The sequence below is a fragment of the Erythrobacter sp. RANMB8 genome (assembly GCF_056848235.1).
This window is the reverse complement of sequence record NZ_JBREHG010000003.1, coordinates 165,765-191,547: the sequence shown is the minus strand read 5'-3', so window position 1 is coordinate 191,547 and position 25,783 is coordinate 165,765. Positions and strand designations below refer to the sequence as shown.

Here is a 25,783-nt window from a genome sequence, read left to right as displayed (position 1 = left end):
TTCGGTCTATCCCTTGGTCATTCTGCCGGGAACACGCCTTCGAGGCGGTCCTCCAGCTCGTCATTGGCTTCGCGCAAGGCGGCGAGCGTCGCTTCGTCGGGTGCCCACAGGTTGCGGTCGCAGGCTTCGAGCAGGCGGCCCGCCACCCGTGCGGAGCTTTTCGGGTTCAGTTCGGAAAGCCGCCGCCGCATCTCGGCATCGAGCACAAAGGTCTCGGAAATCTTCTGGTAGACCCACGGCGCGACCTGACCGGTGGTGGCCGACCAGCCCAGCGTACTGGTGACGTGGCCTTCGATCTGGCGCACGCCTTCATAACCGTGCTGGAGCAGGCCTTCGAACCACTTGGGGTTCAGCGTGCGCGTGCGCGCTTCCAGTTCGATCTGTTCGCCCAGCGTGCGCACCTTGGTGCTGCCGCGGGTGGCATCGAGGATATAGACCGGCGCTTCGGCCCCCTTGGCCCGCGCTACCGAACGGGTGACACCGCCAAGCCCGTCGACATACTGGTCGACATCATTGATGCCCAGTTCGATGCTTTCGAGGTTCTGATAGGTGAAATCGACCGTGCCCAAGGCGCTCTGGAGCAGTTCGCGCTGTTGCACCGGCTTGCCGCTGACGCCGTAGGCAAAGCCCTTGTTCACTTCGAAGGCATTGGCCAGTTCATCGGGATCGGCCCAGACGCCGCCTTCGATCATCTGGTTGACGTTGGCACCGTAAGCGCCCTCGGCATTGGAGAAGACCCTGAGGGCGGCGGTTTCGAGATCGCAGCCGTGCTTTTCCATCTGTGCCAGCGTGTGCTTGCGGATGAAGTTGGCTTGCGGAGCCTCGCCCTCGGCCTGGCTGGCGAGCAGCGCGGCTTCGGCCAGCATCCGCGTCTGCATCGGCAGCAGATCGCGGAAGATGCCCGAAAGCGTCACCACCACGTCGATCCGCGGGCGGCCGAGTTCAGCGAGCGGGATCAGCTCTGCCCCCGCAAGGCGGCCATAGGTGTCGCGGCGCGGACGGGCGCCCATCAGCGTCATCGCCTGCGCGATCTGGACGCCTTCGGACTTCATGTTGTCGGTGCCCCACAGCACCATCGCGATGCTTTCGGGGAAGGGCTGGCCGCTTTCGACATGGCGGGCGATCAGCCGTTCGGCCTGTTCGCTGCCCATGCGGCAGGCAAAGGCCGACGGGATCAGGAAGGGGTCGAAGCCGTGGATGTTGCGTCCGGTGGGCAGCACTTGCGGATTGACCACCACATCACCGCCCGGCGCGGGCTGGACATAGCCGCCGTCGAGCGCGTGGATCAGTGCGCCAAGCTCATCGGATGAATCGAGCAGCGCCGCCAGCCTTGCGCGTTCCGGGGTCGGGCCATCGTGGCTGCCCGCCTCCATCATCGCATCGAGCATGTCCTCGCGTTCGGCCCCGCCCGGATTGCGGCCGAAGACGTGCAGGCCGTGCGGGATGAGCGATTGCTCCATCTCGTAAAGGCGCGCCGGCAGTTCGCCGATATCGGCATAGGTGATGTCGAGCGCGTCGCACTGGTCGGCGATCAGCGCGGCCAGATCGGCGCGCTCCTCGGCATGGTCGGCATCGTCGATGGTTGCGCGCCAGCGTTCGACACTCGCCTTCAGCTCGCTGAGGCCCTTGTAGAGCCCGGCCTGCGCCAGCGGCGGGGTGAGATAGCTGATCAGCGTCGCGCCCGAACGGCGTTTGGCCAGCATCCCTTCCGAAGGATTGTTGGCAGCGTAGAGATAGAAGTTCGGCGTGTGGCCGATCAGCCGGTCCGGCCAGCACTTGCCGCTCATGCCTGCCTGCTTGCCCGGCATGAATTCGAGCGCGCCGTGGGTGCCGAAATGCAGGATCGCGTGCGCGCCGAAATCCTCGCGGATCCAGCGGTAGAAGGCGCTGAAGGCGTGGGTCGGGGCAAAGCCGCCTTCGAACAGCAGCCGCATCGGATCGCCTTCATAGCCGAAGCCCGGCTGCACGCCGACGAAGACATTGCCGAACATCGCGCCCTGCACGAGGATGTGCCCGCCATCGGACAGTTGCTTGCCGGGGGCAGGGCCCCAGGCCGCTTCGATCTCGGCAAGATAGGGCTCGCGCCGCACGTGATCATCGGCGGGAATGCGCGCCGCGACATTGGCATCGCTGCCGTAGCGTTCGGCATTGCCCTTGAGCAGCGCCTCGCGCATCGCATCAATGCTTTCGGGCACTTCGACGCTGTAGCCTTCGGCCTTGAGCCGCTGGAGCGTGGCGTAGAGCGATTCATGCACCGCCATGAAGGCCGCCGTGCCGGTCGCCCCGGCATTGGGCGGGAAATTGAACACCACGACCGCGAGCTTCCTCGCCGCACGCTCGGCGCGGCGCAGACGGATCAGCCGCACCGTGCGCGCCGCGAGCGCCTCGGCGCGTTCGGGGCAGGCCTGCATGGGCCGGGCCTTGTGCGAGGCGGGGCGGGCGCATTTGCGGTCGCAGCCGGTGCAGCCTTCGCCGCCCTGTCCGGCACGGCCGCCGAACACGCTCGGCACGGTCGATCCGTCAAGTTCGGGCAGGGCGACCATCATGGTCGCTTCCAGCGGCAGCAGGCCTTGCGGGCGGTGCGCCCAGTCCTCGATGGTCTGGAATTCGATTGCGTGGGCGGCGAGATAGGGCAGATCAAGCTGGCCCAGCACATCGCGCGCGGCCTGTGCATCGGAATAGGCCGGGCCGCCGACAAGGCTGAAACCGGTGAGGTTGACCACGGCGTCCACGGTGGGCTTGCCGTCAGGGCCCATAAAGAACGCCTCGATCGCCGGACGCGCATCAAGCCCGCTGGCGAAGACCGGCACGACCTTCAGCCCTGCCGCTTCGAAGGCCGCAATTGCGCCGTCATAATGCGCGCAGTCGCGGCCCAGCAGATAGGACCGCAGCAGGATCAGCCCGACCGTGCCCTCGCGGCCCTGTTCGGACGGCAGCAGGCGCAGGCTTTCGGAAATGCGCTGTTGCGTGCGTGGGTGATAGACCCCGGTTTCGGGATATTCGAGCGGGGCTTCGGCCTTGGTGATCCCGCGCCGATACATCCGCTCGCCCGCGGCATAACGATCGATCAGGGCGCGGACCATGGCGACGACATTCTCGTCCGAACCCGCCAGCCAGTATTGCAGGGTGAGGAAATAGGCGCGCACATCCTGCGCGGTGCCGGGGATGAACCGCAAAAGCTTGGGCAGGCGGCGCAGCATCTTCATCTGCCCCGCACCCGAATTGCCGCCGGGCTTGCCATCCTTGCCGGCATTGCCGCGCAGCTTCTTGAGCAGCGCGAGCGGGCCTTTCGCCGGGGCATCCATGCGATAATTGCCCATCTTGGTGAGGCGGACGACTTCGCCCGCGCTCATCAGGCACACCATCGCATCGCAATCCTCGCGCCGGGCCTCAAGGCTGGGGAGGATCGCGCGGATGTGATCATCGAGGAACAGCATCGTCGCGATGACGATATCGGCCTCGGCAATGGCGGATTTGACCGCTTCGAGATCGGCAGCATTGCTGCCCCATTCGCTGGCCGCGTGCAGGCTGAGATCGATGCCTTCTGCCGCCAGTGCTTCCTCGGCCCGTGCGACCGCGCCCTTGAGGTGGTTGTCGAGCGTGACGATCACCACCCGGACAGGTGCGCGCGGGTCCACCGAGGAGGCCGAGGCGACACTACCGTGCATAATGCGCCTTGGCGTCGTAGAGCGTTTCGAGATCGATCTGCCTGCGCCCTTCGGCTGCGGCGAAATTCTCGGTGTTCCGTCGGGCCTTGCCGCGCACGAAGAAGGGAATTTTCTTCAATTCGCGCTCGGCCTCGGCGGTCCACAGGGTGTCAGCCGGTTCCCCGTTCGTCTCGAGCGAAGTCGAGAGGCCTGTGGCGGGCGCGGGCGCCTGTGTCTCGACTTCGCTCGACACGAACGGAAGTCTGGTTTCACCCTTGCGCGGGGAATGCGCGGCGTGGTGCGATGCGCCGGCCTCGTCGGAGAATTCGAAATCCTCGCGGAACATGGTGAGCAGGTGCTCTTCGAGCCCCATCACCAGCGGGTGCACCCAGGTGTCGAAGATCACGTTCGCGCCTTCGAAGCCCATCTGCGGGCTGTGGCGGGCGGGGAAATCCTGCACGTGCACCGGCGCGGAAATCACCGCGCAGGGGATGCCCAGCCGCTTGGCAATGTGGCGCTCCATCTGCGTGCCCAGCACCAGTTCGGGCGCAGCGGCGGCGATCGCGTCCTCGACAGCGAGGTGATCATCGGTGATCAATGCCTCGATGCCGCAGCGTGCCGCCTCGGCCCGGACTTCGCGGGCGAATTCGCGGGCATAGCAGCCGAGGCCGCAGACCTCGAAGCCCAGTTCCTCGCGGGCGATCCGGGCGGCGGCGACGGCGTGCGTGGCATCGCCGAAGATAAAGACGCGCTTGGAGGTCAGGTAGGTCGAATCGACCGACCGTGACCACCACGGCATCCGGGAAGAGGTGTCGCCGAGGGCAGGCGTGGGATCTGCACCTGCCAGCTCGGCGACGTCGGCAATGAAAGAGCGTGTCGCTCCCACGCCGATAGGGACGGTGCGCACCGCGGGCTGACCGAAAGTCTTTTCGAGCCAGCGGGACGCCTCATCTGCGATTTCGGGATAGAGGACGATGTTGAAATCGGCAGCGCCGATGTTCGCGATGTCCTCGGGGGTGGCGCCCAGCGGGGCGACAAGGTTGACCTCGACGCCGAGGGCATCAAGGATCTTGCGGATCTCGACCAGATCGTCGCGGTGGCGGAAGCCAAGCGCCGTGGGGCCGAGGATGTTGGCGCGCGCAGGCCTGCCTTCACGGGGGCTCCGCACCACCGACTTGTCGGCGAGGTGGCGCACGATCTGGTAAAAGGTCTCCGCCGCGCCCCAGTTTTCCTTGCGCTGGTAGCTCGGCAGTTCGAGCGGGATGGCCGGCACCGGAAGCCCCATCGCTTCGGCCAGCCCTGCCGGATCGTCCTGGATCAGTTCTGCCGTGCAGGACGCGCCGACGATGATCGCCTGCGGATTGAAACGCGCCACCGCGTCACGTGCGGCGTCCTGGAAAATCTGCGCGGTATCCTTGCCCAGATCGCGGGCTTCGAAGGTGGTGTAGGTGACCGGCGGGCGCTTGGCCCGGCGCTCGATCATCGTGAACAGCAGGTCGGCATAGGTGTCGCCCTGCGGTGCGTGGAGCACGTAATGGAGCTTCTCCATCGCGGTCGCCACGCGCATCGCGCCGACATGGGGCGGGCCTTCATATGTCCAGACAGCCAGTTGCATCGCCTAGACCTCCAGCATGTCGCGGCGCCGCAGCGGCCGGGCAAAGAGTTCGGCGAGATCGGCCGCCTGATCGAAGCCGTGGATCGGCGAGAAGACGAGTTCGATTGCCCACTTGGTGGTGAGCCCTTCGGCTTCGAGCGGGTTGGCAAGGCCGAGCCCGCAGACGGTGATATCGGGCCGGTCGGCGCGCACGCGGTCAAGCTGGCGTTCGACATGCTGGCCTTCGGACAGGCGCACGGCAGGGCCGAAGCTTTCAAGCTCGCGGGCGAGGTGGGCGCGGTGCAGGTAGGGCGTGCCGACCTCGACCAGCTCCATGCCGAGTTCGTCCTGAAGATAGCGGGCAAGCGGCACTTCGAGCTGCGAATCCGGCAGGAAGCTGATGCGCTTGCCTTCCAGCTGCGGGCGCAGTTTGGCGAGGGCGATGCGGGCGCGTTCGCGGCCCGGCGCGATTACCTGTTCGGTGAGCGCGGCATCGACCCCGAATTCGCGGGCAGCAGCGCGCAGCCAGTCGGATGTGCCCTCCACGCCGAACGGGAACAGCGCCTCGATCCGCCGCGCACCGCGCCCTTCCAGCGCCATCGCGGTATCGCCAAGGAAGGGCTGGGCCAGCAGGTAGCGGGTGTTCGGGCCGACAGCGGGCAGATCGCGGGCGTTGCGGGCAGGCAGGCAGCCGACGCGGGCAATGCCCATATCGGCAAACAGGCGCAGGAACTGGTCTTCGACGATATCCGGCAGGCTGCCGACAATCAGCAGTTCCTTGGGCGCATCGGCGGGCAGGGCGGGCATCACCGGCACCAGCGCGGCAAGGCAGGCGTCTTCGCCTTGCGTGAAGGTCGTCTCGATCCCGCTGCCCGAATAGTTGAGGATCCGCACCCGCGGCATATGCACCGCGCCCAAACGCTGGGCGGCCTTGGCAAGATCGAGCTTGATCACCTCCGAAGGGCACGAACCGACGAGGAACAGCGTCTTGATGTCCGGGCGGCGTTCCAGCAGGCGGGTGACCACGCGGTCAAGCTCGTCCTGGGCATCGACCATGCCGGCAAGGTCACGCTCTTCCATGATGGCGGTGGCAAAGCGCGGTTCGGCGAAGATCATCACGCCCGCCGCGCTTTGCAGCAGGTGGGCGCAGGTGCGCGATCCGACCACGAGGAAGAAGGCGTCCTGCATCTTGCGGTGCAGCCAGATGATGCCGGTGAGGCCGCAGAAGACCTCCCGCTGGCCGCGCTCGCGCAGCACCGGGCGCTGCGTTTCGGTGGCGGGGCGTGCAAGCTCTGCCGCGCAGCCATCGAGGATGCCCGCAGCGCTCATGCCGTCACCGCCTGTCCGGCAAGGTTGCCTTCAAGCCGCGCCATGCGCAGCTTCCACAGGAACTGTCCGGCGTTGATCACATAGGCGGCGTAACCGGCCAGCGCGACCAGCATCCGCTGTTCCAGCGTCCCGATCCCGCCCAGCAGCATCACCAGGTAAAGCGTGTGCAGCGCCAGCACGAGCATCGAGAAGACATCTTCCCAGAAGAAGGCCGGGGCGAACAGCCATTTGCCGAACACGACCTTTTCCCAGATCGAGCCGGTGATCATGATGGTGTAGAGCACCAGGGTCTTGATCACGATCGAGACATCGGCAGCAAAGGCGCCTTCGCCCGTCGTCAGGGTGCGCATGACAAGGCCGAGGCTGACGAGAAACACCAGAAACTGAACCGGCGCGAGCACGCCCTGCACGATGGTCCAGACCGACTCGTCCCGACGCTGCCGCTCTTGCGGGGTATAAAGTGCGCGGGTTGTGCCCCTCTCGTGGCCCGCCCCTTTCACCGAAGTTCCAGGTTCGACCGGGGATGCAGGATCCGTCCGAGTCATGTGATGCGTCAGCCTTTTCTCTCAGAATCGGAGATTACGCTTTCCAACATAGGTGTCAACTAAATTGGACGTTTGATTAGATTGACGCTTTGGGTCCTGCCCGTAACAGCGTTTGCGCCTCGGCTGAAAAAGGCGTATCCATGCTTCGCTGGCTTTTCGGGATCAGGGCCAATGCCGTGTTTGTTGGATGCGGCGACTACCTCCTGCGGAAGGTTCGTCCGCATGACCTGGGAGGGTCTGACGAATGGCAGAATCCAAGGCTTCAGGGATGTTTGGTGCGGGGTCGGCGGCACTGAAGGGGGCGATTTCCGCTCCGTTCGAGCGGGTCAAGCGACGCAATGCGATGGCCCGCATGGACCAGTCCGACTCGGTCAACATGATCATCGAGAGCGAGATTATCCCCCGCCTTCTGATGGCCCATTCCAGCAGTGACGGCCCCGACAAGGCACAGCGTTCGCGCCGGATCGATGCTGCCGAAGCCTCGCGCTTTGCGCTGCTCCCGCTCCGGATGGAGGCCGCCAGCCTGATCGAGGAGGTCGATGTCTTCATCGCCAACGGCGTCAGTGTCGAGACGATCTGCCTTGATCTGCTGGCCCCCGCCGCCCGCCGGCTGGGCGAGATGTGGGATCGCGACGAATGCGATTTCCTTGATGTTACAATGGGTTTGTGGCGTCTTCAGGAGGTGATGCGCGAAATCGCGGCGCGCTCCCCCGCGGATCATGACAGTCTGACGATGCCGCGCACCGCGCTGTTTTCGCCGATGCCGGGCGATCACCACAATTTCGGCACGCTGATGATCGATGAGGTGTTCAGCCGCGGTGGCTGGCGCAGCGAGGCGCTGGTCAAGCCGGAGCGGCGCGAACTGCTCGACCGGCTGTCGCGCCAGCCCTTCGACCTGGTAGGATTGACGCTAGGGCGCGATTGTCCTAGCGCGGCCCTTGGAAATCTCATCAAGGCAATGCGCAACGTATCTGCCAACCCTGACATCTTCGTGCTTGTTGGCGGACGAATGATCAACGAAAACCCGGGCATAGTGATGGAAGTGGGGGCGGACGGGACCGGATGCGACGCGCTTTCCGCGCTTGAAACGGCCAACGCCCTGATCAAGACCCATGCAGCCCGCGATGTGAACCTGCGATAGGTTCCGGCGCCCCATGCTCACCCGAAAACACAGCATCGAAGGCAAGCACCCGTTCGGGAAGGCTGCCGAGCTGTTCAACACGCTCGATGCCGATGCGACGATGAAACTTGCCATGGTGGCGGGGGATGTCACGCTGGTGCTCGACGAGACCGGCACGATCCTTGATGCGGCCTTCGATCCGCGCGAGTTTCCGGCCTTTGCCGACTGGGTCGGCACCAACTGGATCGAGACGGTGACGGATGAAAGTCGCCCGAAAATCATGGAGATGCTGGCTGCTGCCCGGCGCGGGGAAGTGCAGCACTGGCGGCAGGTGAACCACCCGTCGCGCGATGGCGATGTGCCGATCCGTTATTCGGTGCTCAGCGTTAATGGCGGCGAGCATCGCATCGCTTTCGGCCGCGATCTGCGCGAATCCGGACGGCTCCAGCAGCGCCTGCTGCAAGTCCAGCAATCGCTGGAACGCGATTATCTGCGGATGCGCCAGCTTGAGGCGCGCTACCGGATGCTGTTCGAGAAATCGACCGAACCGGTGCTGATCGTCGAGGCGGCAACGCTGCGAATCCGCGAGGCAAACCCTGCCGCCCATGTGCTGCTGGGCGCCCGCATGGCCGGCCTTCCGGGCAAGAAGCTTCTGACTTTCATCGATAAAAATTCGCATGATGCGATGCAGGCGGTGGTCGGCGCGGCGCTGGTTTCGGATACGGTCAGCCCGGTACGGGTGCGCATTGCCAAGGCATCGCGCGAGGTGATGGCATCGGTTGCCGGCTTTACCCAGGACCGCGGGCAGTTCCTGCTGATGCGGCTGGTGCAGGCGGGCGACCGTCCGGTGTCCGATTTCTCGCCGGTGCTCGATCTGGTCGACCAGATGCCCGATGCCTTCGTGGTGGCGGACAGCAACCTTGAAATCGTCACCGCCAATGCCGCTTTTGTCGAGCTTTTGCAGGCTGCTAGTGTCGATCAGCTGCGCGGGCGCCATCTTTCGGAATCGATCGGGCGGCCGGGGATCGACCTCGATCTGATCGAGGGCCAGATCGACCAGCACGGGGCTGCGCGCAATGTCGCCACCGTGCTGCGCGTGGGCCATGATATCGAAGGCGAACCTGTTGAATTGTCAGCAGTAAGGACATCCGGAGAGGATGCCTATTACGCCTTCGTGATCCGTCCCGTGGGCCGCCGGCTGCGCGATCTGCCGCCCGGTTCGCATGATCTGCCGCGTTCGGTTGAACAGCTGACCGATCTGGTCGGGCGTATGAGCCTCAAGGACATTGTCCGCGAAAGCACTGATTTGATTGAGCGTTTGTGCATCGAGGCGGCACTGTCCTACACTTCGGACAACCGCGCATCGGCGGCCGAAATTCTCGGCCTGTCGCGCCAGAGCCTCTATTCCAAACTGCACCGCTACGGCCTCGGCAATCTGGCGGGCGATGGCGAGTAACACCCTGTTGTAGGGGAGTTTCTCCCTTGCCGGCCGCATTGGCCAATCCCTGCCGGAATCGCCCCGAAATGGGGGCTAACCAGGGTCTGGACGGGTCTAGAAGGGGTCTAGCGGGGGTCTAAACCGCGTCCGGCGCGCGCTCCCTGCACCCGCTGCCATTGTCCAACATGACAATCATGGACATGGCCGGAATTGACACGTTTCCTGCCCGTTTACAATTTTATCGCTGAAAATCGGGGTCTGTTGGAAACATGGTGTCAAATTAATTTGACGCCCTATCCCGTCAGGCATAGCTTCAATTCATGGAGCATTCGGTGCCTTCGACTCGCAATGCGCCCATTCCGGCGGCGCGTGATGTGCTGCAACTGCTCAAGCCGATCACCTGGTTTCCGCCGATGTGGGCCTTCATGTGCGGGGCGGTGTCGTCAGGCGCGGGGCTGGAGGGGCGCTGGTGGTTTGTCGCAGGCGGCGTGCTGCTGGCCGGGCCGCTGGTGTGCGGCACTTCGCAGGCGGTGAACGACTGGTTCGATCGCCATGTCGATGCCATCAACGAACCCGATCGCCCGATCCCCTCGGGCCGGATCGGGGGCCGCTGGGGCCTCTATATCGCGCTGATGATGACCGCGCTTTCGGCGGCGGTCGGCTGGCTGCTCGGGCCGCTGGTGTTCCTTGCCGGTCTGGTCGGGCTCGCCTTTGCCTGGGGCTATTCCGCCCCGCCGTTCCGGTTCAAGACCAGCGGGTGGACGGGGCCGGCGGTGGTCGGCTTTACCTATGAAGGGCTCAGCTGGTTTACCGGCGCCACGGTGATGCTGGGCGCCTTGCCTGCCACAGAGGTTCTGATCGTGCTCGCGCTCTATTCGGTTGGCGCGCACGGGATCATGACCCTGAACGATTTCAAGGCGGTCGAGGGGGACCGTGCCACCGGGCTCAAATCGCTGCCGGTCACCATGGGGGTGAGCGGCGCGGCGCGCTTTGCCTGCTTTACCATGGCCGCTGCACAGGTGGTGGTGATCGCGCTGCTGGCGGCGTGGGGCTTCACCCTTTCGGCACTGGTCGTGGGCGCGGTGCTGGCCGCGCAATTTGCCGCGATGCCGCGCCTGCTGCGCGATCCGAAGCAATATGCGCCGTGGTACAACGGCGTGGGCGTGACGCTCTATGTGCTGGGAATGCTCGCCGCGGCACTGGGGCTGGGAGGCTATATCTGATGCACGCTCCGCTCGCTTCGCCCTCCGTGAAAGCGCAGGACAGGGGCTTCGGCTGGCTGGGGATTGTCCGCATCGGGCTGGTGCAGGCCGCGATCGGCGCGCTGGTGATGCTGGCGACGACGGTGCTGAACCGCGTGATGGTGGTCGAGCTGGGGCTGCTCGCGGCGATCCCGGCGGGGCTGGTGGCGTGGCACTATGCGGTGCAGCTTGGCCGTCCGCTGTGGGGCCATGCCTCGGACAAGGGGAAGGGGCGCACCCGCTGGATCATCGGCGGAGTGGCGGTGCTGGCGGCTGGCGGCTTGCTGGCGACGCAGGCGACGCTGCTGCTCGGCACATCCTTTGGTGCAGGCTTCGCGCTGGCGGTGTTCGCCTACACGCTGATCGGCATCGGCGTGGGCGCGGGCGGCACTTCGGCGCTGGCGCTGCTGGCATCGGGCGTCGCGCCAGAGCGTCGGGCGGCGGCAGCGGCGGTGACGTGGATCATGATGGTGGCGGGCATCGTCGCCTCGGCGATCACGGTCGGACAATTGCTCAAGCCCTTTTCGGACGAGCGCCTGCTGGCAGTGGCCGCCGGCCTTGCGCTGGTGATGGTGGCGCTGACGAGCCTCGCGACCTTCCGGCTGGAACGGCAGGCGGGCCAGTTCGGCAGCGCCGCAGAAGGCAAAGACGCCCCCGATTTCCGCGCCGCCCTCAGCGAAATCTGGGCCGAGCCTGCGGCGCGGCGCTTTACCGTGTTCATCTTTGTCTCGATGATCGCCTTTTCGATGCAGGATCTGATCCTTGAACCCTTCGCGGGGCTGATCTTCGGCCTTGCACCGGGGGAATCGACCCAGCTGGGCGGGCAGCATCAGGGCGGCATTCTGATAGGCATGATCATCACCGGCGTCGGCGGCAGCGCCTTTACCGGCAAGCGGCCCGATGGCCTGCGCGCATGGGTGGTGGGCGGATGCCTGATGTCGGCGGCGGCGCTGGCGGCGCTGGGCGTGGCGGCGGTGACCGGGCCGGGCTGGCCGCTGGCGATCAATGTGTTTGTGCTGGGCCTCGGCAACGGCGTGTTCGCGGTCGCCGCGATCGGCGCGATGATGGGGCTGGCGGGCGCTGGCGAGACCACCCGCGAAGGTGTGCGCATGGGCGTATGGGGTGCCAGCCAGGCGATCGCCTTCGGCCTCGGCGGGCTGACCGGCGCGGTCGGCGTCGATCTGGCGCGGCGGGCGCTGGCTGATGATGGCGCGGCATTCCAGCTGGTATTCGGGATCGAGGCGGCGGCGTTCCTGCTCGCCGCCTTGCTCGCCGTGAAGGCAACCGGCGCAGGCGCAGTGCGCGCCAGCATGGCGAGACGGGAGAGGGAGCAGTTCGCATGAACCAGACTATCTATGACGCGGTCATCATCGGCGGCGGCCCCTCCGGATCGACGGCGGCGACCGATCTCGCGCTGGCGGGCCATTCGGTGCTGCTGATCGAGCGCGGCGGGCGGATCAAGCCCTGTGGCGGTGCGGTTCCGCCGCGGCTGCTGGCCGATTTCGACATTCCGCAATCCCTGCTGGTCGCCAAGGCGCGCTCCGCCCGCATGATCGCGCCATCGGGCCGGGCGGTGGACATGCCGGTGGGCGAGATCGGCTATGTCGGCATGGTCGACCGCGACGAATTCGACGAGTGGCTGCGCGAACGCGCCCGCCATTCCGGTGCCGAACGCCTCACCGCGACCTTCGAGAAGATCGAGCGCGATGACGCAGCGCACCCCATCGTCACCTTCCGCCGCACCCGTGGTGGCCCGATCGAAAGCGTGCGCGCCCGCGTGGTGATCGGCGCGGACGGAGCGCGCTCGGCCGTGGCCAAGCAATGCCTGCCGGGCGCCGAGCGGGTGCCTTGCGTCTTCGCCTATCACGAGATCATCAAATCGCCCGAACGCAATACCGAGGCCTTCGACGCTTCGCGCTGCGATGTGTTCTATCAGGGCCGCCTTTCGCCCGATTTCTACGCCTGGGTCTTCCCGCACGGGGAGACCGCGAGCATCGGCGTGGGCAGCGCCAACAAGGGCTTTTCCCTGCGCGGCGCGATTGCGACGATGCGCGACGATCTGGGGCTTGATCGCTGCGAGACCGTGCGCCGCGAAGGCGCGCCGATCCCGCTGAAGCCGCTGAAACGCTGGGATAACGGCGCAGATGTGATCGTGGCCGGCGATGCTGCGGGCGTGGTCGCCCCTGCTTCGGGCGAGGGGATCTATTACGCCATGGTCGGCGGGCGGATGGTGGGCGAGGCCGCCGGTGCCTTCCTGAAAACCGGCGATGCCAGGCAGCTGCGCACGGCGCGCAAACGCTTCATGAAGGAACACGGCACGGTGTTCTGGGTGCTGGGGATGATGCAGTATTTCTGGTATTCGTCCGACAAGCGGCGCGAACGCTTCGTGACCATGTGCGATGACAAGGACGTGCAGGAACTGACCTGGCAGGCCTACATGCACAAGAAGCTGGTGCGCGCCAAACCCATGGCGCACATCAAAATCTTCCTGAAGGATACCGCACACCTGCTCGGCCTGAGACCTGCCACGCACTGATCAGGCATTGCAGCCTGCGGGCGCGCGACCTAGACCAATGCCAATGAGCAGATTGATGATCATCCCGGTGACCATCGCCACGGCTGCGGCCGTGTGCGTGGCCGCGCTGGGGGCGACGGTGACCGACCTTGGCCCGTGGTATCAGGCGCTGGCAAAGCCCGGCTGGAACCCGCCCGACGTGGTGTTTCCGATGGGCTGGACGGTGATCTATGCGCTGATCACCGTGGCAGGGATCACCGCATGGCGCGCCGCGCCGACATCGGCGGCGGCGGAAACGGTGATCGGGCTGTTTGCCCTGAACGGCTTCCTCAACATCAGCTGGAGCCTGATCTTCTTCCGCCTCCAGCGCCCCGACTGGGCGTTTTACGAGGTGATCGTGCTGTGGCTCTCGATCCTCGCGATGATCGTCTATTGCGGGCGCTTTTCGAAACCGGCGGCGTGGCTGCTGGTGCCCTATCTGGCATGGGTGGGCTTTGCCGGCGCGCTCAATTGGGCGGTGGTGCAACTGAACGCACCGTTCGGCTGAGAACGGGCGCAAGGGGTTGGCCGCGATGGAATGGTTGTTCGCATCCGGCCACGCGGCTGATCTGGTCATCGGCGTGCTGGCGATCGAGGGCGCATGGCTGCGGCTGGCGCGCGGGTGGCGCTGGGGCGCGATTGCCGCGCTGCTTGGCCCGGCGGTGCTGATGATGCTGGGGCTGAGGGCTGCACTGATCGGGGCAGACTGGTGGTGGATCGCCCTGCCGCTGGCGGCCTCGCTGCCGTTGCACCTGATGGATCTGAATTCGCGCATCAAGCGCTGACGTCCCTTCAAATCCCAAACGAAAACCCGGCCGAACCCTTGCAGGGTTCGACCGGGTTTCGTGTTCCCGCGAAGGGGGAGAGCTGCCGGACGATTGCCGCCCGGCGCGCCCTTGTTACTGGCCCGAAGCCGCGCCGATCGCGCCGCTCGGATCGTAGTTTTCGGTGGTGGGAGCGTAGTAGTGCTCCTGCGCCCACAGATACCAGTTATCGACCACGGTGCCGGTCAGCAGGATGCCGATGCCGCCCGTGAGCGTGGTCAGCACTGCGAACCACCAGGCCCAGCGGTGGATGGATTCGAACGTCGCGTTGAAGCCCATCACCCAGCGCCAGAACAGCGCGCCGCGTTCGGCCGCCGTGCCGCGATCGGTGATCTGTTCGATCTCGCGCTCGCCGCCGTAACGGCCCAGCGCCAGAATGGTCGCCCCGTGCATCGCAAACAGCACCGCCGACCCGTAAAGGAAGACGATCGAGAGCGCGTGGAACGGATTGTAGAACAGGTTGCCGTAGACCAGCGAGAAGTTGTTGGTCCAGTCGAGGTGGCTGAAGATGCCGTAGGGCACCGCCTGCGACCAGTCGCCCAGCAGCATCGGACGGATGAAGCCCAGCACCAGGAACAGCCAGATGGCCGAGGCAAAGGCCCAGGGAATATGCATCCCCATGCCCAGCGCCTTGGCCCGCATGTAGGTGCGCACCCACCAGCACAGCACCGAAATGGTCAGGAACGCGCCGGTCAGGATGAACCAGCCGCCCTTTTCCAGCGGAACGAAGAAGCTGAAGCCGTATTCCGGGCCCGGAGGTGCAAGCGAGAGCCAGAAGAACTCGCGCATGAACCCCTGCGGGCTCCAGCCCACCTGCGCCCAGAAGTTCAGCCCGATGATCATGATCGCGATCCCGCCGAAAGCGAGACTGAGCGTGCCCAGCAGGCCGAGATAGACGGGGCCGATCTGGGCCTGGCCCAGCTTGCCCATCCAGTAGTTGTGGGTGGTGAAGGGCAGGCGCCCCTCGCTACCGTCGAGGTGCGGGACGCCCATTTCGGGCGGTCCCTCAACTTGCACCTGGGTAAAGATGTTTTGATATGTCGCCATGGTTCAGGTGCTCCTCACGACCAGATCGGGATTTTCTTCCAGAAGTCCCAGAATTCGATCCAGCTGCCGACATACAGAGTGCCGGAAATGACGATGCAGACGGCGCTCCAGAACGCGGCAGAAAGCGCGAGGAAGAGCCCCACCCGGTGAATCCCGAGCGTGCCCACCGAATAGCCGATGAAGTCCCGGAAATAGGTGTCTTCGTATTCCGGCGACTTCACGTCGGTTCCGCCGGTGGTGTTCACCGCCGACAGCACCAGGCCGCCATGCAGCGCGAGCGCGAGACAGTTCGTGAAGAAGAACGTAATCGCGAGCATGTGCACGGGGTTGTAGTGGAAGTTGCCGAAGGCATAGCCGACGCCCGAAACCCATTCGAGGTGGGTCCAGATCCCGTAAGGGAAGCCGTTGCCCCATGCGCCCATCCAGAACGGACGGATCACATTGAGCGTGACATAGGCCAGAACCGCAAAGCTGAAGGCGATCGGAACATGGTAGCTCATGCCCAGCTTGCGGGAGATTTCCGCCTGCCGCAGCACCCATGAAACAAAGGCGATGACAGCAAGACCGGTAATGATCTGCCAGTAACCGCCTTCATTCAGCGGTGCCATGGCAAGGCCGTATTCAACCGGTGGCGGGTTGATCGATATCAGCCAGGGGTTAAGCGTCGGACCCTGTGTAGCGGCGGCGAAGATCAGCATGGTGCCCAGAAGGGCGCTGATTGCCGTCGTCACTCCGAAGAATCCGACATAAAACGGCCCGACCCAGAAGTCGAAAAGGTCGCCGCCGATCAATGTGCCACCGCGGACGCGGTATTTCCGCTCGAAACTAAGGAGCGCCATAGGTCCATCCTCCCCGCCAGCAAGGCGGGTGCTTGAATTGCCGAACAAGTGTTAGGAGGCAGGCAGGCGAACCTGCCCCCTCACATTTAGCGAACCGTCAGGTCGCCGCCGGGGCTTCCGACGATTCGATCACGGCCGCAGCAGCCGGCGCAGCGCTGGCATCTTCGAGCCAGTTGTAACGATCGGTGCTGAGCAGGATGAAGTGGATGGTGAACGCCAGAACGGCGAGACCAACATGCAGCGCCACGAGGGTGCGGCGGATGTCAAAATAGAACCAAAGTCTCCACATGGTGAAATTCCTTTGAGATTTTCGCAAAAAACGATTGTCCGGCCGGCAGGTGCAGGGGTTAGCCAGCAGCTTTCAGCCGATCATCGCCGTGGATCAGATCGGCAGCCAGGGCTTGTCGGCCCAGACCAGCGCATGAGCGACAAGCGCGATCACCACGTAAAGGGTGAAGGTGCCCATGAAGCCCTTGTGGATTTCCTGTGCCTCTTCAGGCGTCAGGTGAGTTCCGATACGTTCGTTCATCGGGTTGTCTCCGTTCAGTTGGGTGTGATTGAGAGCCATATGGCCCCCGTCGGCATCCCCGCGTGATCCCCCACGTGGATTGGAGAGCCCCCTTTGTGATGGGGGCATGGGCTTGCGCCGCAGCGGGTGTGACCCGCAGCAGCTGCAAAGGGTTGGGGCGGGCGCGCATCATCATCATGCTCCCGCTCCTTCAAGCAGCGCCTCTGCGAGGCAATCTGCCGTAACTGTGTCCGACCCGCGGGTGCGGGCGGTGCGTTCGGCCGCGTCGCGCAGGCGCTTGGCGGCGGAAATCCGGATTAGGACCGGCTGCGCTTCGACAAGCTGGTCGAGCTTGGCCTTGGCGTCATTGTCCCAGGTCAATTGCATCTCGCCGCGTGCGGGCGTGGCCTCGACCTTGTCCATGTCGGTGGCTAGCGGCAGGATGTGGAACAGCGCATCGAACAGCGCGTTGCACACTTCCTGCACCAGATAGGTCGCGCCGGAATAGCCCATGAACGGCGTGCCGGTGTGGCGGCGGATCGCAGCGCCGGGGAAGCTGGCGGGGATATACATCCCGCGCGCGCCGCATTCGGCCATGTACATGCGTTCGTTGTAGCTGCCGAACATCACCAGCGGCGGATTGGCGCGGATCGCGGCGCGCACATCCTCGTTCACCGGCTTGACCCCGGCGCAGCGCGAGAAGGCGAGCGCGCAGGGCAGGCCCATGTCGCCTTCCAGAAAGGCGCGGATGCCGCGGGCATAGGTTTCGTTGGCGACGATGCCGAAGCTCGCCGTGCCGAAGAAATCCTGCGTGACCGAGCGCCACAGATCCCACAGCGGCTTGATCGTGGTGTGCTTTTCGCGCTCGATGAAGGGTTCGGGATCAAGCCCCAGCTCCGCACCCAGCGCGCGCAGAAACCTGGTCGTCTGGGTGAGGCCGATCGGGGCCTGGAGATAGGGCCGCTCCAGCGTCTCGCACAGGTTGCGGCCGAATTCGCGGTACATGCAGATGTTCGCATCCGCCGCGCCCAGCCTGGCGATGTCGGCAAGGTGCGTGCCGAGCGGGAAGACCACGCCGACTTCTGCGCCGATGCCTTCGACCAGCCGCCGGATCTCGGCGAGGTCGGATGGCATGTTGAACATGCCGTAACTGGGGCCGATGATGTTCACGACCGGCTTTTCGCCCTCGCGCCGCTCGCGCCGCTGCGGCATCTTCTTGGGGCCGAATTCGGTCCACAGCCAGGTCAACGCGCGGTCTGCCGATTGCCACTGATCCTCGTCAATGGTGCGCGGCAGGAAGCGCTTGATATTGGTGCCTTCGGGCGTGACGCCGCCGCCGATCATCTCGGCGATGGAGCCGGTGACGACCACCGCGGGCAGTTCGGGATCGAGCGTTTTCCACGCCCGCTTCATCGCGCCTTCGGTGCCGGTCTTGCCCAGCTCTTCCTCGCCAAGGCCGGTGACGACGATGGGCAGTTCATGCGGGGGCAGGGCGTCGGTGTAGTGCAGCACGCTGGTGACGGGCAGGTTTTCGCAACCCACCGGACCATCGATGATCACCTGCAACCCCTTCACCGCGGTGAAGACGTAAGTGGCGCCCCAGTAGCCGCCGGCGCGATCATGGTCGAGGACGAGGGTCATGTGCCGATCGCCTCCGATGCCTTGCGCGCCGCCTCGTTCAAGGCCGCGTATTTCTTGCGGAACTTGGGCCGGTCGACGGGCAGGTCTTCCCACACGCCCGCGGCGTGTTCGGTGCCGACGCCTTCGAAGAAATCGCGCATCGCATCGAAGCGCGCCTTGTTGCCCATCGCCGCGTTGATGACGGTGGCAAGGCTGCCTGCGCCTGCCGGGCCCATCAGCGGACGGGCCGAGATCAGGTTGGTGAAATAGAGCGCCGGAATCGCCTTCGCCTTGGCGTGCTGCACCACCGGCGTGGTGCCGATGGCGAGATCGGGGCGATATTCCTCGACCGCGGCAATATCCTGTTCGAGGCTGGCGCGGAACTGCACTTGCACCCCGCGCGCCTCCAGCCATTCGCGGTCGGCATCCGACCACTTGGTGCGCGGGCAGGCAGAGCCGACATAGCGCACATCCGCGCCGCTTTCGACCAGCAGGCGGGCGACCAGCAGCTCGGAGCCTTCATAGCCCGAAACCGTGATCCGGCCCTTGATCGGCATATTGGCGAGCGCGCCCTTGCAGGCAGCGATCATCGCGTTCTTGACGCCATCGACCTTGGCCTGCGGCAGGCCGAGCGTGTCGCCCAGCGATTGCAGCCATGCCGCCGTGCCATCCGCCCCCACGGGGGCGGAACCGATCACCGGGCGGCCCGCGTGTTCGAATTCGCGGATGCTGGCGGTGTAGAAGGGATGGATCGCGGCAACCACCGCGCAATCGAGCGCCGCGTAAAGTTCGCGCCATTCGCGGGTCGGCACCACCGGCCCGGCGGCAAGGCCGAGGGGGGCGAGCATCTGCCCGATCACCACCGGATCGGCCGGGAACATCTCGCCCAGCAGCGTCACAGTCGGCAGGTCGGAGCGTTCGCGCGGGGCGGCCACCGGCCCGGCGGACACTTCCTCGCGGGCATAGGCGAGCATCGCACCCGCCAGCACGTCCTTCGCTTCGGCGTGGGTGGGAATGCCGAAGCCCGGCACATCGATGCCGATGATCCGCACCCCGTTGATCTGCTTCTTCAGCAGCCGCAGCGGCACGCCGCTGGCGGTGGGCACGCACAGGTTGGTGACGACGATCGCATCGTAAAGTTCGGGATCGGCCAGCCCTTCGACCGCTTCCTTGATGTCCTCGAACAGCTTGCCGGTGACCAGCGTTTCGCTGGAGAAGGGCACATAGCCCACCGTCCGCCGCGCACCGTAGAAATGCGAGGTGAAGGTCAGGCCGTAAACGCAGCAGGCCGAGCCTGAGAGCACGGTCGCGGTGCGCCGCATTCTCAGGCCCACCCGGAGTGACCCGAACGCGGGGCACATGGACTGGGGTTGATCGTGGGGGCCGACCGGATAATCGGCGGCATACTGATCGAGCACGTCGCTTTTGCCGGCATCGCGCGCGGCCTGCGCCATGGTATCCTTCGACGCGCAGCCGCCGCCTTCGGTCGGAGCCGAGCCAAGCTCGATCCGGTCAGGGGCGCGCTGGGGCGCGTCAAAGGCGTTATGGCCGCTCATGCCTCGTCGTAGATCACTTCGAGGGTGGGGCGGGTTTCGAACACGCCGCCGCGCATGTCGGCCTGGGTCGCGGGGACCAGCTCGACATTGCCACCGGTCTCGTCGGGGCTGAACAGGCCGAGCAGCCCGTCCTGCGACAGCGGAGTGGGCCTGAGCGGCGGGGCTTCGGCCACGTTGATGGCCAGTTCTTCGAACAGGCTCGCCCATTCGCCGCCGGGGATGCCGATGATCTGGTAATTGGCGCTCTTGCGGCGGATATCCTCGTTCGCAGGAATCGCGGTCAGCACCGGAATGCCGACGGCTTCGGCGAAGGCCTTGGCCTCGCCCGTGCCGTCATCCTTGTTCACGATCATGCCGGCGACGCCGACATTGCCGCCCATCTTGCGGAAGTATTCGACCGCCTGACACACGTTGTTGGCGACATAGAGCGATTGCAGGTCGTTCGAACCGACCACGATCACCTTCTGGCACATGTCGCGGGCGATCGGCAGGCCGAAGCCGCCGCACACCACATCGCCGAGGAAATCGAGCAGCACGTAATCGAAGCCCCAATCGTGGAAACCGAGCTTTTCGAGCAGTTCGAAGCCGTGGATGATCCCGCGCCCACCGCAACCGCGCCCGACTTCGGGGCCGCCGAGTTCCATCGCGAACACACCGTCGCGCTGGAAGCACACATCCTCGATCTTCACCTCTTCCCCGGCCAGTTTCTTGCGGCTGGAGGTTTCGATGATGGTCGGGCAGGACTTGCCGCCGAACAGCAGGCTGGTGGTGTCGCTCTTGGGATCGCAGCCGATCAGCAGCACGCGCTTGCCCTGCTGGGCCATCATGTAGCTGAGGTTGGACAGCGCAAAGCTCTTGCCGCTTCCGCCCTTGCCGTAGATCGCGATGACCTGCGTTTCGGATTTCACCTCGCCGGTGTGCACCGGATCGGGTTCATGGCTCGCTTCATCGCGAAGTTGGGCGGCCTGGGTATCAAGCACGGACATCAGCATTCGCTCCAATCGAGAACCATCTTCAGGCAATCGGGATCGCTGAAGGCTTGGGGGTAGGCGTCAAGCGCCTCTCCGGCAGGGCGCCGGTTGGTGACGAGACCCGCAAGGTCGAGCCTCCCGCATTCGATCAGCGCCCGTGTTTCGGCGAGGTCGCCCGGCTGCCATTCGGCAGCGACGCGGAAATGCGCCTCGCGCATGAAGGCGGCCGGAAAGGCGAAGCTGACACGCTGCGAATAGAAGCCCGCCAGCACGATCTCGCCGCCCTTGGCGAGGCGCATGACGAGATCGTCGATCAGGCCGGCATCGCCGCTGGCATCGTAGATGGCGCGATAATCGCGGCGCTCGTCGGCCGATGGGTCGATGACATTGTAGCCGGTTGCACCGGCGCGGCGGGCGGGGTTCACTTCCCACACGGTGGGCGCGGCCCCGCCGAGCGCCAGCGTCAGGCGGGCGAGCAGGCGGCCCAGCACGCCGTGGCCGATGATGAGGTCAGGCAGCGCCTCGCGCCGGTCGAACCCGCCCTTGATGGCGTGCAGCGCCGTCGCCGCGAGCGCGCAGAGCACGCCGGATTCGCCCAGATGTTCGGGGATCGGCAGGGCGCGGGCCGAAGGCACGATCACCCGCTGCGCCGTGCCGCCGAACAGCCCGCGGGCATTGGTGTAGCAATTGGCACCCGGCACAAACACCCAGTCGCCGATCCGGCCCTGCGCATCAGGCCCGGCATCGACGATCCGGCCGACGGATTCGTAACCCGGTACCAGCGGATAGCCGAGGCCGGGGAAGGGGGGCATGCGCCCGGTGAACAGCAGCTTTTCGGTGCCGGTGCTGATCCCGCTGTAAGCGATCTCGACGAGCACATCCGACGCCTCCACCGGCTTCATCCCGAGCGCACGGAGAGCGATGCGCTCCGGTGCTTCGAGTATGACGGCCAGCGTGTTCATTTTGTCGGTCTCCCCCGGAGTATTCGAGGCGCGAACGCCGAGTCGAAAACTCCGCAGCTACGTTCTCCCGACTGTTTGCTACGCCTTACGTGTAAGACTGTCAAATAATCTGGACAAGTTTCCGTCAGGCGCGTGCGATTATGACGCTTGCGTTGACCGGTTGCGCAGTTGCGACGGATCGAGCCGAGGCGAAACCGGCGGCCTTGAGCATGGCGATGATGTCCGCCGGGCTGCGCGGGCGGCCTGATCCCATGGCCCACAGGTAGAGCCCGAAGAACGCCTCTCCCATCGGTTCCGCGCCCGGAATGCGGGCCATCGGCTCGGCAATCAGCAGGCGGCTGCCGGGGGCGAGGCTCTTGCGGATATTGGCGAGCAGGGCGGCGGCCGGGGCGTCGTCGTGATCGTGCAGGATGCGGATCAGCGACACCATGTCATAACCTTGGGGTATGGAATCGCTGAAGAAATTGCCCGGATGCGCGGTGACGCGGGCGCTTCCGAGCGCCTCGCCCAGCACGGCGCGGCCGGTTTCGGCCACTTCCGGCAGATCGAACAGGCCAAGGGTGAGATGCGGGTGCGCGGTGCCGATGGCGCGCAGGAAAGCGCCATGCCCGCCGCCCACATCCAGCAGCCGCTTCACATCCCCGAAGCTGACCGAAGCCAGCACTTCATCTGCCACGAAATGCTGCGAGGCGGCCATCAGCTGCGAATACTCCGCCGTATCCTCCCCCCGTGTCGAAGCACCCTGGAGCGCGCCGGCATAGGTCCAGAAGCGCGAGAGCGATGTCGGCTCCTTGCGGTCGGCCCTCAGCAGCGCCAGCGGATCGGCGAGATCGGCGTAGAGCAGCCGGTGGTGGCGCACCATCGCCTGCACACCGGGATTGGATGCAAAAACAGCGCCCTGTTCGCCCAGCATCCAGTGATCGGGGGCGGGTTCTTCGGCCAGCATCAACGGGCGGCCGGCGCGCAGCAGGGTGAGGGCGGCCTCATGCGAAAGGCCCAGCCGCGCGGCAATGTCACCGGCGGCGAGCGGGCCGTCCTTGAGCACATCGAACAGCCCGCTTTCGACGAAAGCGCGTAGCACCTGCGAATAGGCAAAGCCCGCCAGCAGATCGAAAGCCGCGTCGGCGCGGCGCCTTGCGATCCAGCGGATCAGCGGCAGGCGCGCGGCCCAGTGCTGGAAGCGGGGGTTGGAAAACACCGCGTTGCGGCGCGCCACATATCGCACGCGCAAGGCGGCCCATCGGCTCATGATCGGGTTGCTTGACGCGACATATGTCTAAATAATTGGACAGATGCAGCCGTAAGGTCAATGATAATCGCCGGGGTCATCGAGAGGGAGGACGGGTCATCGCGCGAGTCGCCGTCATCGGAGCGGGCATAGGCGGGCTGACCGGCGCCGCGTTGCTGGCGGCTGCGGGGCATGATGTCACCGTGCTGGAGAAGGAAAGCTGGGTCGGCGGCAAGGCGCGCCGCGTGCCGGTCGACGGCGCCGAGATCGATGGCGGGCCGACGGTCTTCACCTATCGCACCGTGTTCGACGAGGTCTTCGCCGCCTGTGGCGAGCGGCTTGATGATCACATCACCGCCGCCCGTGCCGAGGTGATCGCCCGCCATGCCTGGGACGCTTCCGGGCATCTTGACCTGTATGACGATCCCGAGCGCAGCATTGCTGCGGTGCGCGCCTTTGCCGGAGACGAGGCCGCCAGCGGCTATCGCGGCTTTGCGGCAGAGGCGGCGCGGATCTTCCGTGTGCTCGAAGGGCCGTTCCTGCGCGGCAACAAGGCCTCCACCCCGTTTCCGATGATGTGGCAGATCGGGCCGTGGAAGCTGGGCGACATGCTCGCGATGCGCCCTTTCGACCGGATGTGGGATGCGCTGGGGCAGCATTTCAAAGACCCGCGCCTGCAACAGCTGTTCGGGCGCTATGCCACCTATTGCGGATCATCCCCCTATGCCGCGCCCGCCACGCTGATGCTGATCGCCGATGTCGAGGCGCGCGGCGTGTGGCTGATCGACGGCGGCATCCATGCGCTCGCCAAAGCGATTGCGGGGCTGGCAGAGCGGCAGGGGGCACGGGTGCGCACCGGCACCGCCGTGGCCGAAGTGCTCACCGCCGGTGGCAGGGCCAGCGGCGTGCGGCTGGCATCGGGCGAAGTCATCCCCGCCGATATCGTCATCTGCAACGGCGATCCCGGCGCGCTCGCCACCGGCAAGCTGGGCGCCGCCGCGATGCGCGCCGTGCCGCCGATCCCGCCTGCCAAGCGCTCGCTCTCGGCGCTGGTGTGGTATGCGCACACGCGCACGCAGGGCTTTGACCTCACCCATCACAACGTGTTCTTCTCGCGCGATTATCCCAAAGAATTCCGCGAGATCGCCAGCGGCACCACCCCGTCCGAACCCACCGTCTATGTCTGCGCCATCGATCGCGGCGCAAGGCCGAACGATCCGGCCCCGCCAGCGGGCAGCCGCGAGCGGCTCCAGATCATCGTCAACGCCCCCGCCAACGGAGACGTTCACCACTATACACCCGAGGAGAGAGAGCGATGCACAAAGGCCATGATGGCAACGCTGGAGCGCTGCGGCCTCAGGCTGGAAGACCCCTTGCCGCATCAGCTCATGACCCCGCAGGACTGGGAGGGACTGTTCCCGGCCACGGGCGGCGCTCTATATGGCAGGGCGTCGCACGGCTGGGCGGCCTCCTTCCAGAGACAGGGGCCGAAAACGCGGCTGGCCGGGCTCTATTGCACGGGCGGGGCGACCCATCCGGCGGCCGGCGTCCCGATGGCAGCCTTGTCCGGGCAGCTGGCAGCGCGGGTGATCGCGAAGGACCTCGCTTCGATGAAGCCATCCCGCCCGGCGGTTACAGCTGGTGGTATGTCGATGCCATCTCCGAGGACGGGCAGCACGGGCTGACGATCATCGCCTTTCTAGGCAGCGTCTTTTCGCCCTATTACAAGCGCAGCGGGCGGGGCGATCCGCTGGATCATGCCGCGCTCAATGTCGCGCTCTATGGCCCGCAGGCGCGCTGGGCCATGACCGAGCGCGGCCGCAGCGCGGTGGCCCGCGATGCGGGCAATCTGGCGATCGGGCCGAGCAATGTGCGCTGGGAAAACGGCGCGCTCACCATCGATATCGTTGAGGGCGACACGCGCCTGTTCGTGCCCTGGCAGCGCCCTGTGCGCGGGCGGGTGCGGGTTTTCCCCGAAGCGCTCAACCGCACCGCCTTCGCGCTCGATCCGAAAGAAAACCACATCTGGCACTGCCTTGCGCCCTGCGCCCGGATCGAGGTGGAGATGACCTCGCCCGGCATCAGCTGGAGCGGCAAGGCCTATCTCGATCACAACCGCGGGGCCGAGCCGCTGGAGCAGGGCTTCAACACCTGGCACTGGTCGCGCGCGCACCTCAAGGACGGGGCGCTGGTGTGTTACGAAGGCGAACGCGGCGACGGGTCGCTGTTCGCCAGCGCGCTGCGGTTCAACGACAAGGGCGTTCCCGAACCGGTCGATCTGCCGCCGATTGCCGCACTGCCACCCAGCAAGTGGCGGATCGACCGCCGCACCCGTTCCGATATCGGCGTCGCCGAGGTGCGTCGCACGTGGGAGGATACGCCCTTCTATGCCCGCAGCGAGCTTGCCTCGCGCTTTCTGGGCGAGGACGTGGTGGCGGTGCAGGAAAGCCTCGACATGCGGCGCTTCTCGTCGCGGCTTGTGCAATTCATGCTGCCCTACCGGATGCCGCGACGCGCGCGTTAGCTGACGGCGGGCGGCCGAGGGTGCGGCAAGCGCGCCTGCGGCAATGCGAGAGGGTAAGCCGGAGGCTGGCTAACGCGGGACATCGGGCACCCCTGTGACCGCGCCTTCCGGCCGGAGCAGGCCACGATACCCCGTGCCCGCTGAACGACACGGCGCGGGCCGAATGTCGGAATTCACCAATCAAATGACCGCCTTCGTCTCCACTCTCGCGTCTTGCAGAGCCGCGCACAGTGGGA

General features: G+C 65.7%; 22 protein-coding genes. 9 read left to right on the top strand and 13 right to left on the bottom strand.

The features are described 5' to 3' along the window. Positions 1-17: 17 nt before the first annotated feature. Genes ACU0AG_RS07210 through bchF form a run of 4 tightly spaced genes read right to left on the bottom strand, consistent with a single transcriptional unit; the run spans position 18 to position 7,115 of the window. The gene (locus tag ACU0AG_RS07210) at positions 18-3,668 is read right to left on the bottom strand and encodes a magnesium chelatase subunit H (RefSeq protein ID WP_482781579.1); all 3,651 of its coding nucleotides are present in this window, start codon (positions 3,666-3,668) and stop codon (positions 18-20) included. After that, positions 3,658-5,262, bottom strand: coding sequence for a ferredoxin:protochlorophyllide reductase (ATP-dependent) subunit B (bchB, locus tag ACU0AG_RS07205; protein WP_482781578.1), 1,605 nt, complete (start codon positions 5,260-5,262; stop codon positions 3,658-3,660). Before bchB ends, ACU0AG_RS07210 begins: the two co-directional genes overlap by 11 nt. Positions 5,263-5,265: 3 nt before the next feature. Beyond that, positions 5,266-6,570 (bottom strand): ferredoxin:protochlorophyllide reductase (ATP-dependent) subunit N, encoded by a 1,305-nt coding sequence (locus ACU0AG_RS07200; protein WP_482781577.1) that lies wholly within the window; start codon positions 6,568-6,570, stop codon positions 5,266-5,268. Beyond that, the gene (bchF, locus tag ACU0AG_RS07195) at positions 6,567-7,115 is read right to left on the bottom strand and encodes a 2-vinyl bacteriochlorophyllide hydratase (RefSeq protein ID WP_482781576.1); all 549 of its coding nucleotides are present in this window, start codon (positions 7,113-7,115) and stop codon (positions 6,567-6,569) included. The genes ACU0AG_RS07200 and bchF overlap by 4 nt, the downstream gene beginning before the upstream one ends. 244 nt (positions 7,116-7,359) lie before the next feature. On the opposite strand from bchF, the gene ACU0AG_RS07190 reads away from it, so the two are divergent. From ACU0AG_RS07190 to ACU0AG_RS07160, 7 genes are all read left to right on the top strand, one after another. Further along, positions 7,360-8,256 (top strand): cobalamin B12-binding domain-containing protein, encoded by an 897-nt coding sequence (locus tag ACU0AG_RS07190; protein WP_482781575.1) that lies wholly within the window; start codon positions 7,360-7,362, stop codon positions 8,254-8,256. A 13-nt stretch (positions 8,257-8,269) separates the two neighbouring features. Further along, positions 8,270-9,691 carry a transcriptional regulator PpsR gene (ppsR, locus tag ACU0AG_RS07185; RefSeq protein WP_482781574.1) on the top strand — a complete coding sequence of 474 codons (1,422 nt, stop codon included), beginning with the start codon at positions 8,270-8,272 and terminating at the stop codon, positions 9,689-9,691. Positions 9,692-9,993: 302 nt separating this feature from the next. After that, a complete protein-coding gene (gene chlG / locus ACU0AG_RS07180; protein WP_482781573.1) occupies positions 9,994-10,896 on the top strand; it encodes a chlorophyll synthase ChlG in 903 nt (300 codons plus the stop codon). Continuing rightward, on the top strand, positions 10,896-12,257 hold the full coding sequence (locus ACU0AG_RS07175; RefSeq protein ID WP_482781572.1) for a BCD family MFS transporter: 1,362 nt from the start codon (positions 10,896-10,898) through the stop codon (positions 12,255-12,257). Before chlG ends, ACU0AG_RS07175 begins: the two co-directional genes overlap by 1 nt. Continuing rightward, on the top strand, positions 12,254-13,450 hold the full coding sequence (locus tag ACU0AG_RS07170; protein ID WP_482781571.1) for a geranylgeranyl diphosphate reductase: 1,197 nt from the start codon (positions 12,254-12,256) through the stop codon (positions 13,448-13,450). The genes ACU0AG_RS07175 and ACU0AG_RS07170 overlap by 4 nt, the downstream gene beginning before the upstream one ends. A 43-nt stretch (positions 13,451-13,493) precedes the next feature. Then, positions 13,494-13,976 (top strand): TspO/MBR family protein, encoded by a 483-nt coding sequence (locus tag ACU0AG_RS07165; protein ID WP_482781570.1) that lies wholly within the window; start codon positions 13,494-13,496, stop codon positions 13,974-13,976. Positions 13,977-14,001: 25 nt separating this feature from the next. Then, the gene (locus tag ACU0AG_RS07160) at positions 14,002-14,253 is read left to right on the top strand and encodes a hypothetical protein (protein WP_482781569.1); all 252 of its coding nucleotides are present in this window, start codon (positions 14,002-14,004) and stop codon (positions 14,251-14,253) included. Between the two features lie 114 nt (positions 14,254-14,367). Here ACU0AG_RS07160 and pufM read toward each other — a convergent pair whose 3' ends face one another. The 9 genes from pufM to ACU0AG_RS07115 all read right to left on the bottom strand — a co-directional run bounded on the left by pufM (position 14,368) and on the right by ACU0AG_RS07115 (position 23,044). Beyond that, positions 14,368-15,339 carry a photosynthetic reaction center subunit M gene (gene pufM, locus ACU0AG_RS07155; RefSeq protein ID WP_482781568.1) on the bottom strand — a complete coding sequence of 324 codons (972 nt, stop codon included), beginning with the start codon at positions 15,337-15,339 and terminating at the stop codon, positions 14,368-14,370. A 14-nt stretch (positions 15,340-15,353) separates the two neighbouring features. After that, a complete protein-coding gene (gene pufL / locus ACU0AG_RS07150; protein ID WP_482781648.1) occupies positions 15,354-16,178 on the bottom strand; it encodes a photosynthetic reaction center subunit L in 825 nt (274 codons plus the stop codon). 97 nt (positions 16,179-16,275) lie between these two features. Beyond that, a complete protein-coding gene (gene pufA, locus ACU0AG_RS07145; protein ID WP_482781567.1) occupies positions 16,276-16,467 on the bottom strand; it encodes a light-harvesting antenna LH1, alpha subunit in 192 nt (63 codons plus the stop codon). 93 nt (positions 16,468-16,560) lie between these two features. Next, positions 16,561-16,707: a light-harvesting antenna LH1, beta subunit gene (pufB, locus tag ACU0AG_RS07140; protein WP_482781566.1), complete on the bottom strand. Its 147-nt coding sequence runs from the start codon at positions 16,705-16,707 to the stop codon at positions 16,561-16,563. Between the two features lie 174 nt (positions 16,708-16,881). Then, entirely contained in the window at positions 16,882-18,327 is a 1,446-nt protein-coding gene (bchZ, locus tag ACU0AG_RS07135; protein WP_482781565.1) for a chlorophyllide a reductase subunit Z, read from the bottom strand. Beyond that, positions 18,324-19,862 (bottom strand): chlorophyllide a reductase subunit Y, encoded by a 1,539-nt coding sequence (bchY, locus tag ACU0AG_RS07130; RefSeq protein WP_482781564.1) that lies wholly within the window; start codon positions 19,860-19,862, stop codon positions 18,324-18,326. The genes bchZ and bchY overlap by 4 nt, the downstream gene beginning before the upstream one ends. Then, the gene (locus tag ACU0AG_RS07125; RefSeq protein ID WP_482781563.1) at positions 19,859-20,848 is read right to left on the bottom strand and encodes a chlorophyllide a reductase iron protein subunit X; all 990 of its coding nucleotides are present in this window, start codon (positions 20,846-20,848) and stop codon (positions 19,859-19,861) included. Before ACU0AG_RS07125 ends, bchY begins: the two co-directional genes overlap by 4 nt. Next, on the bottom strand, positions 20,848-21,795 hold the full coding sequence (bchC, locus tag ACU0AG_RS07120; protein WP_482781562.1) for a chlorophyll synthesis pathway protein BchC: 948 nt from the start codon (positions 21,793-21,795) through the stop codon (positions 20,848-20,850). The genes ACU0AG_RS07125 and bchC overlap by 1 nt, the downstream gene beginning before the upstream one ends. Positions 21,796-21,919: 124 nt before the next feature. After that, complete coding sequence (locus ACU0AG_RS07115; RefSeq protein WP_482781561.1) at positions 21,920-23,044, bottom strand: methyltransferase; 1,125 nt, start codon at positions 23,042-23,044, stop codon at positions 21,920-21,922. Positions 23,045-23,142: 98 nt separating this feature from the next. Here ACU0AG_RS07115 and crtD point away from each other — a divergent pair, with 98 nt between their 5' ends. Beyond that, a complete protein-coding gene (gene crtD / locus ACU0AG_RS07110) occupies positions 23,143-24,708 on the top strand; it encodes a 1-hydroxycarotenoid 3,4-desaturase CrtD (protein ID WP_482781647.1) in 1,566 nt (521 codons plus the stop codon). Beyond that, positions 24,642-25,547, top strand: a complete 906-nt coding sequence (locus ACU0AG_RS07105; protein WP_482781646.1) for a hydroxyneurosporene dehydrogenase — start codon at positions 24,642-24,644, stop codon at positions 25,545-25,547. The genes crtD and ACU0AG_RS07105 overlap by 67 nt, the downstream gene beginning before the upstream one ends. The last annotated feature ends 236 nt before the right edge of the window (positions 25,548-25,783 follow it).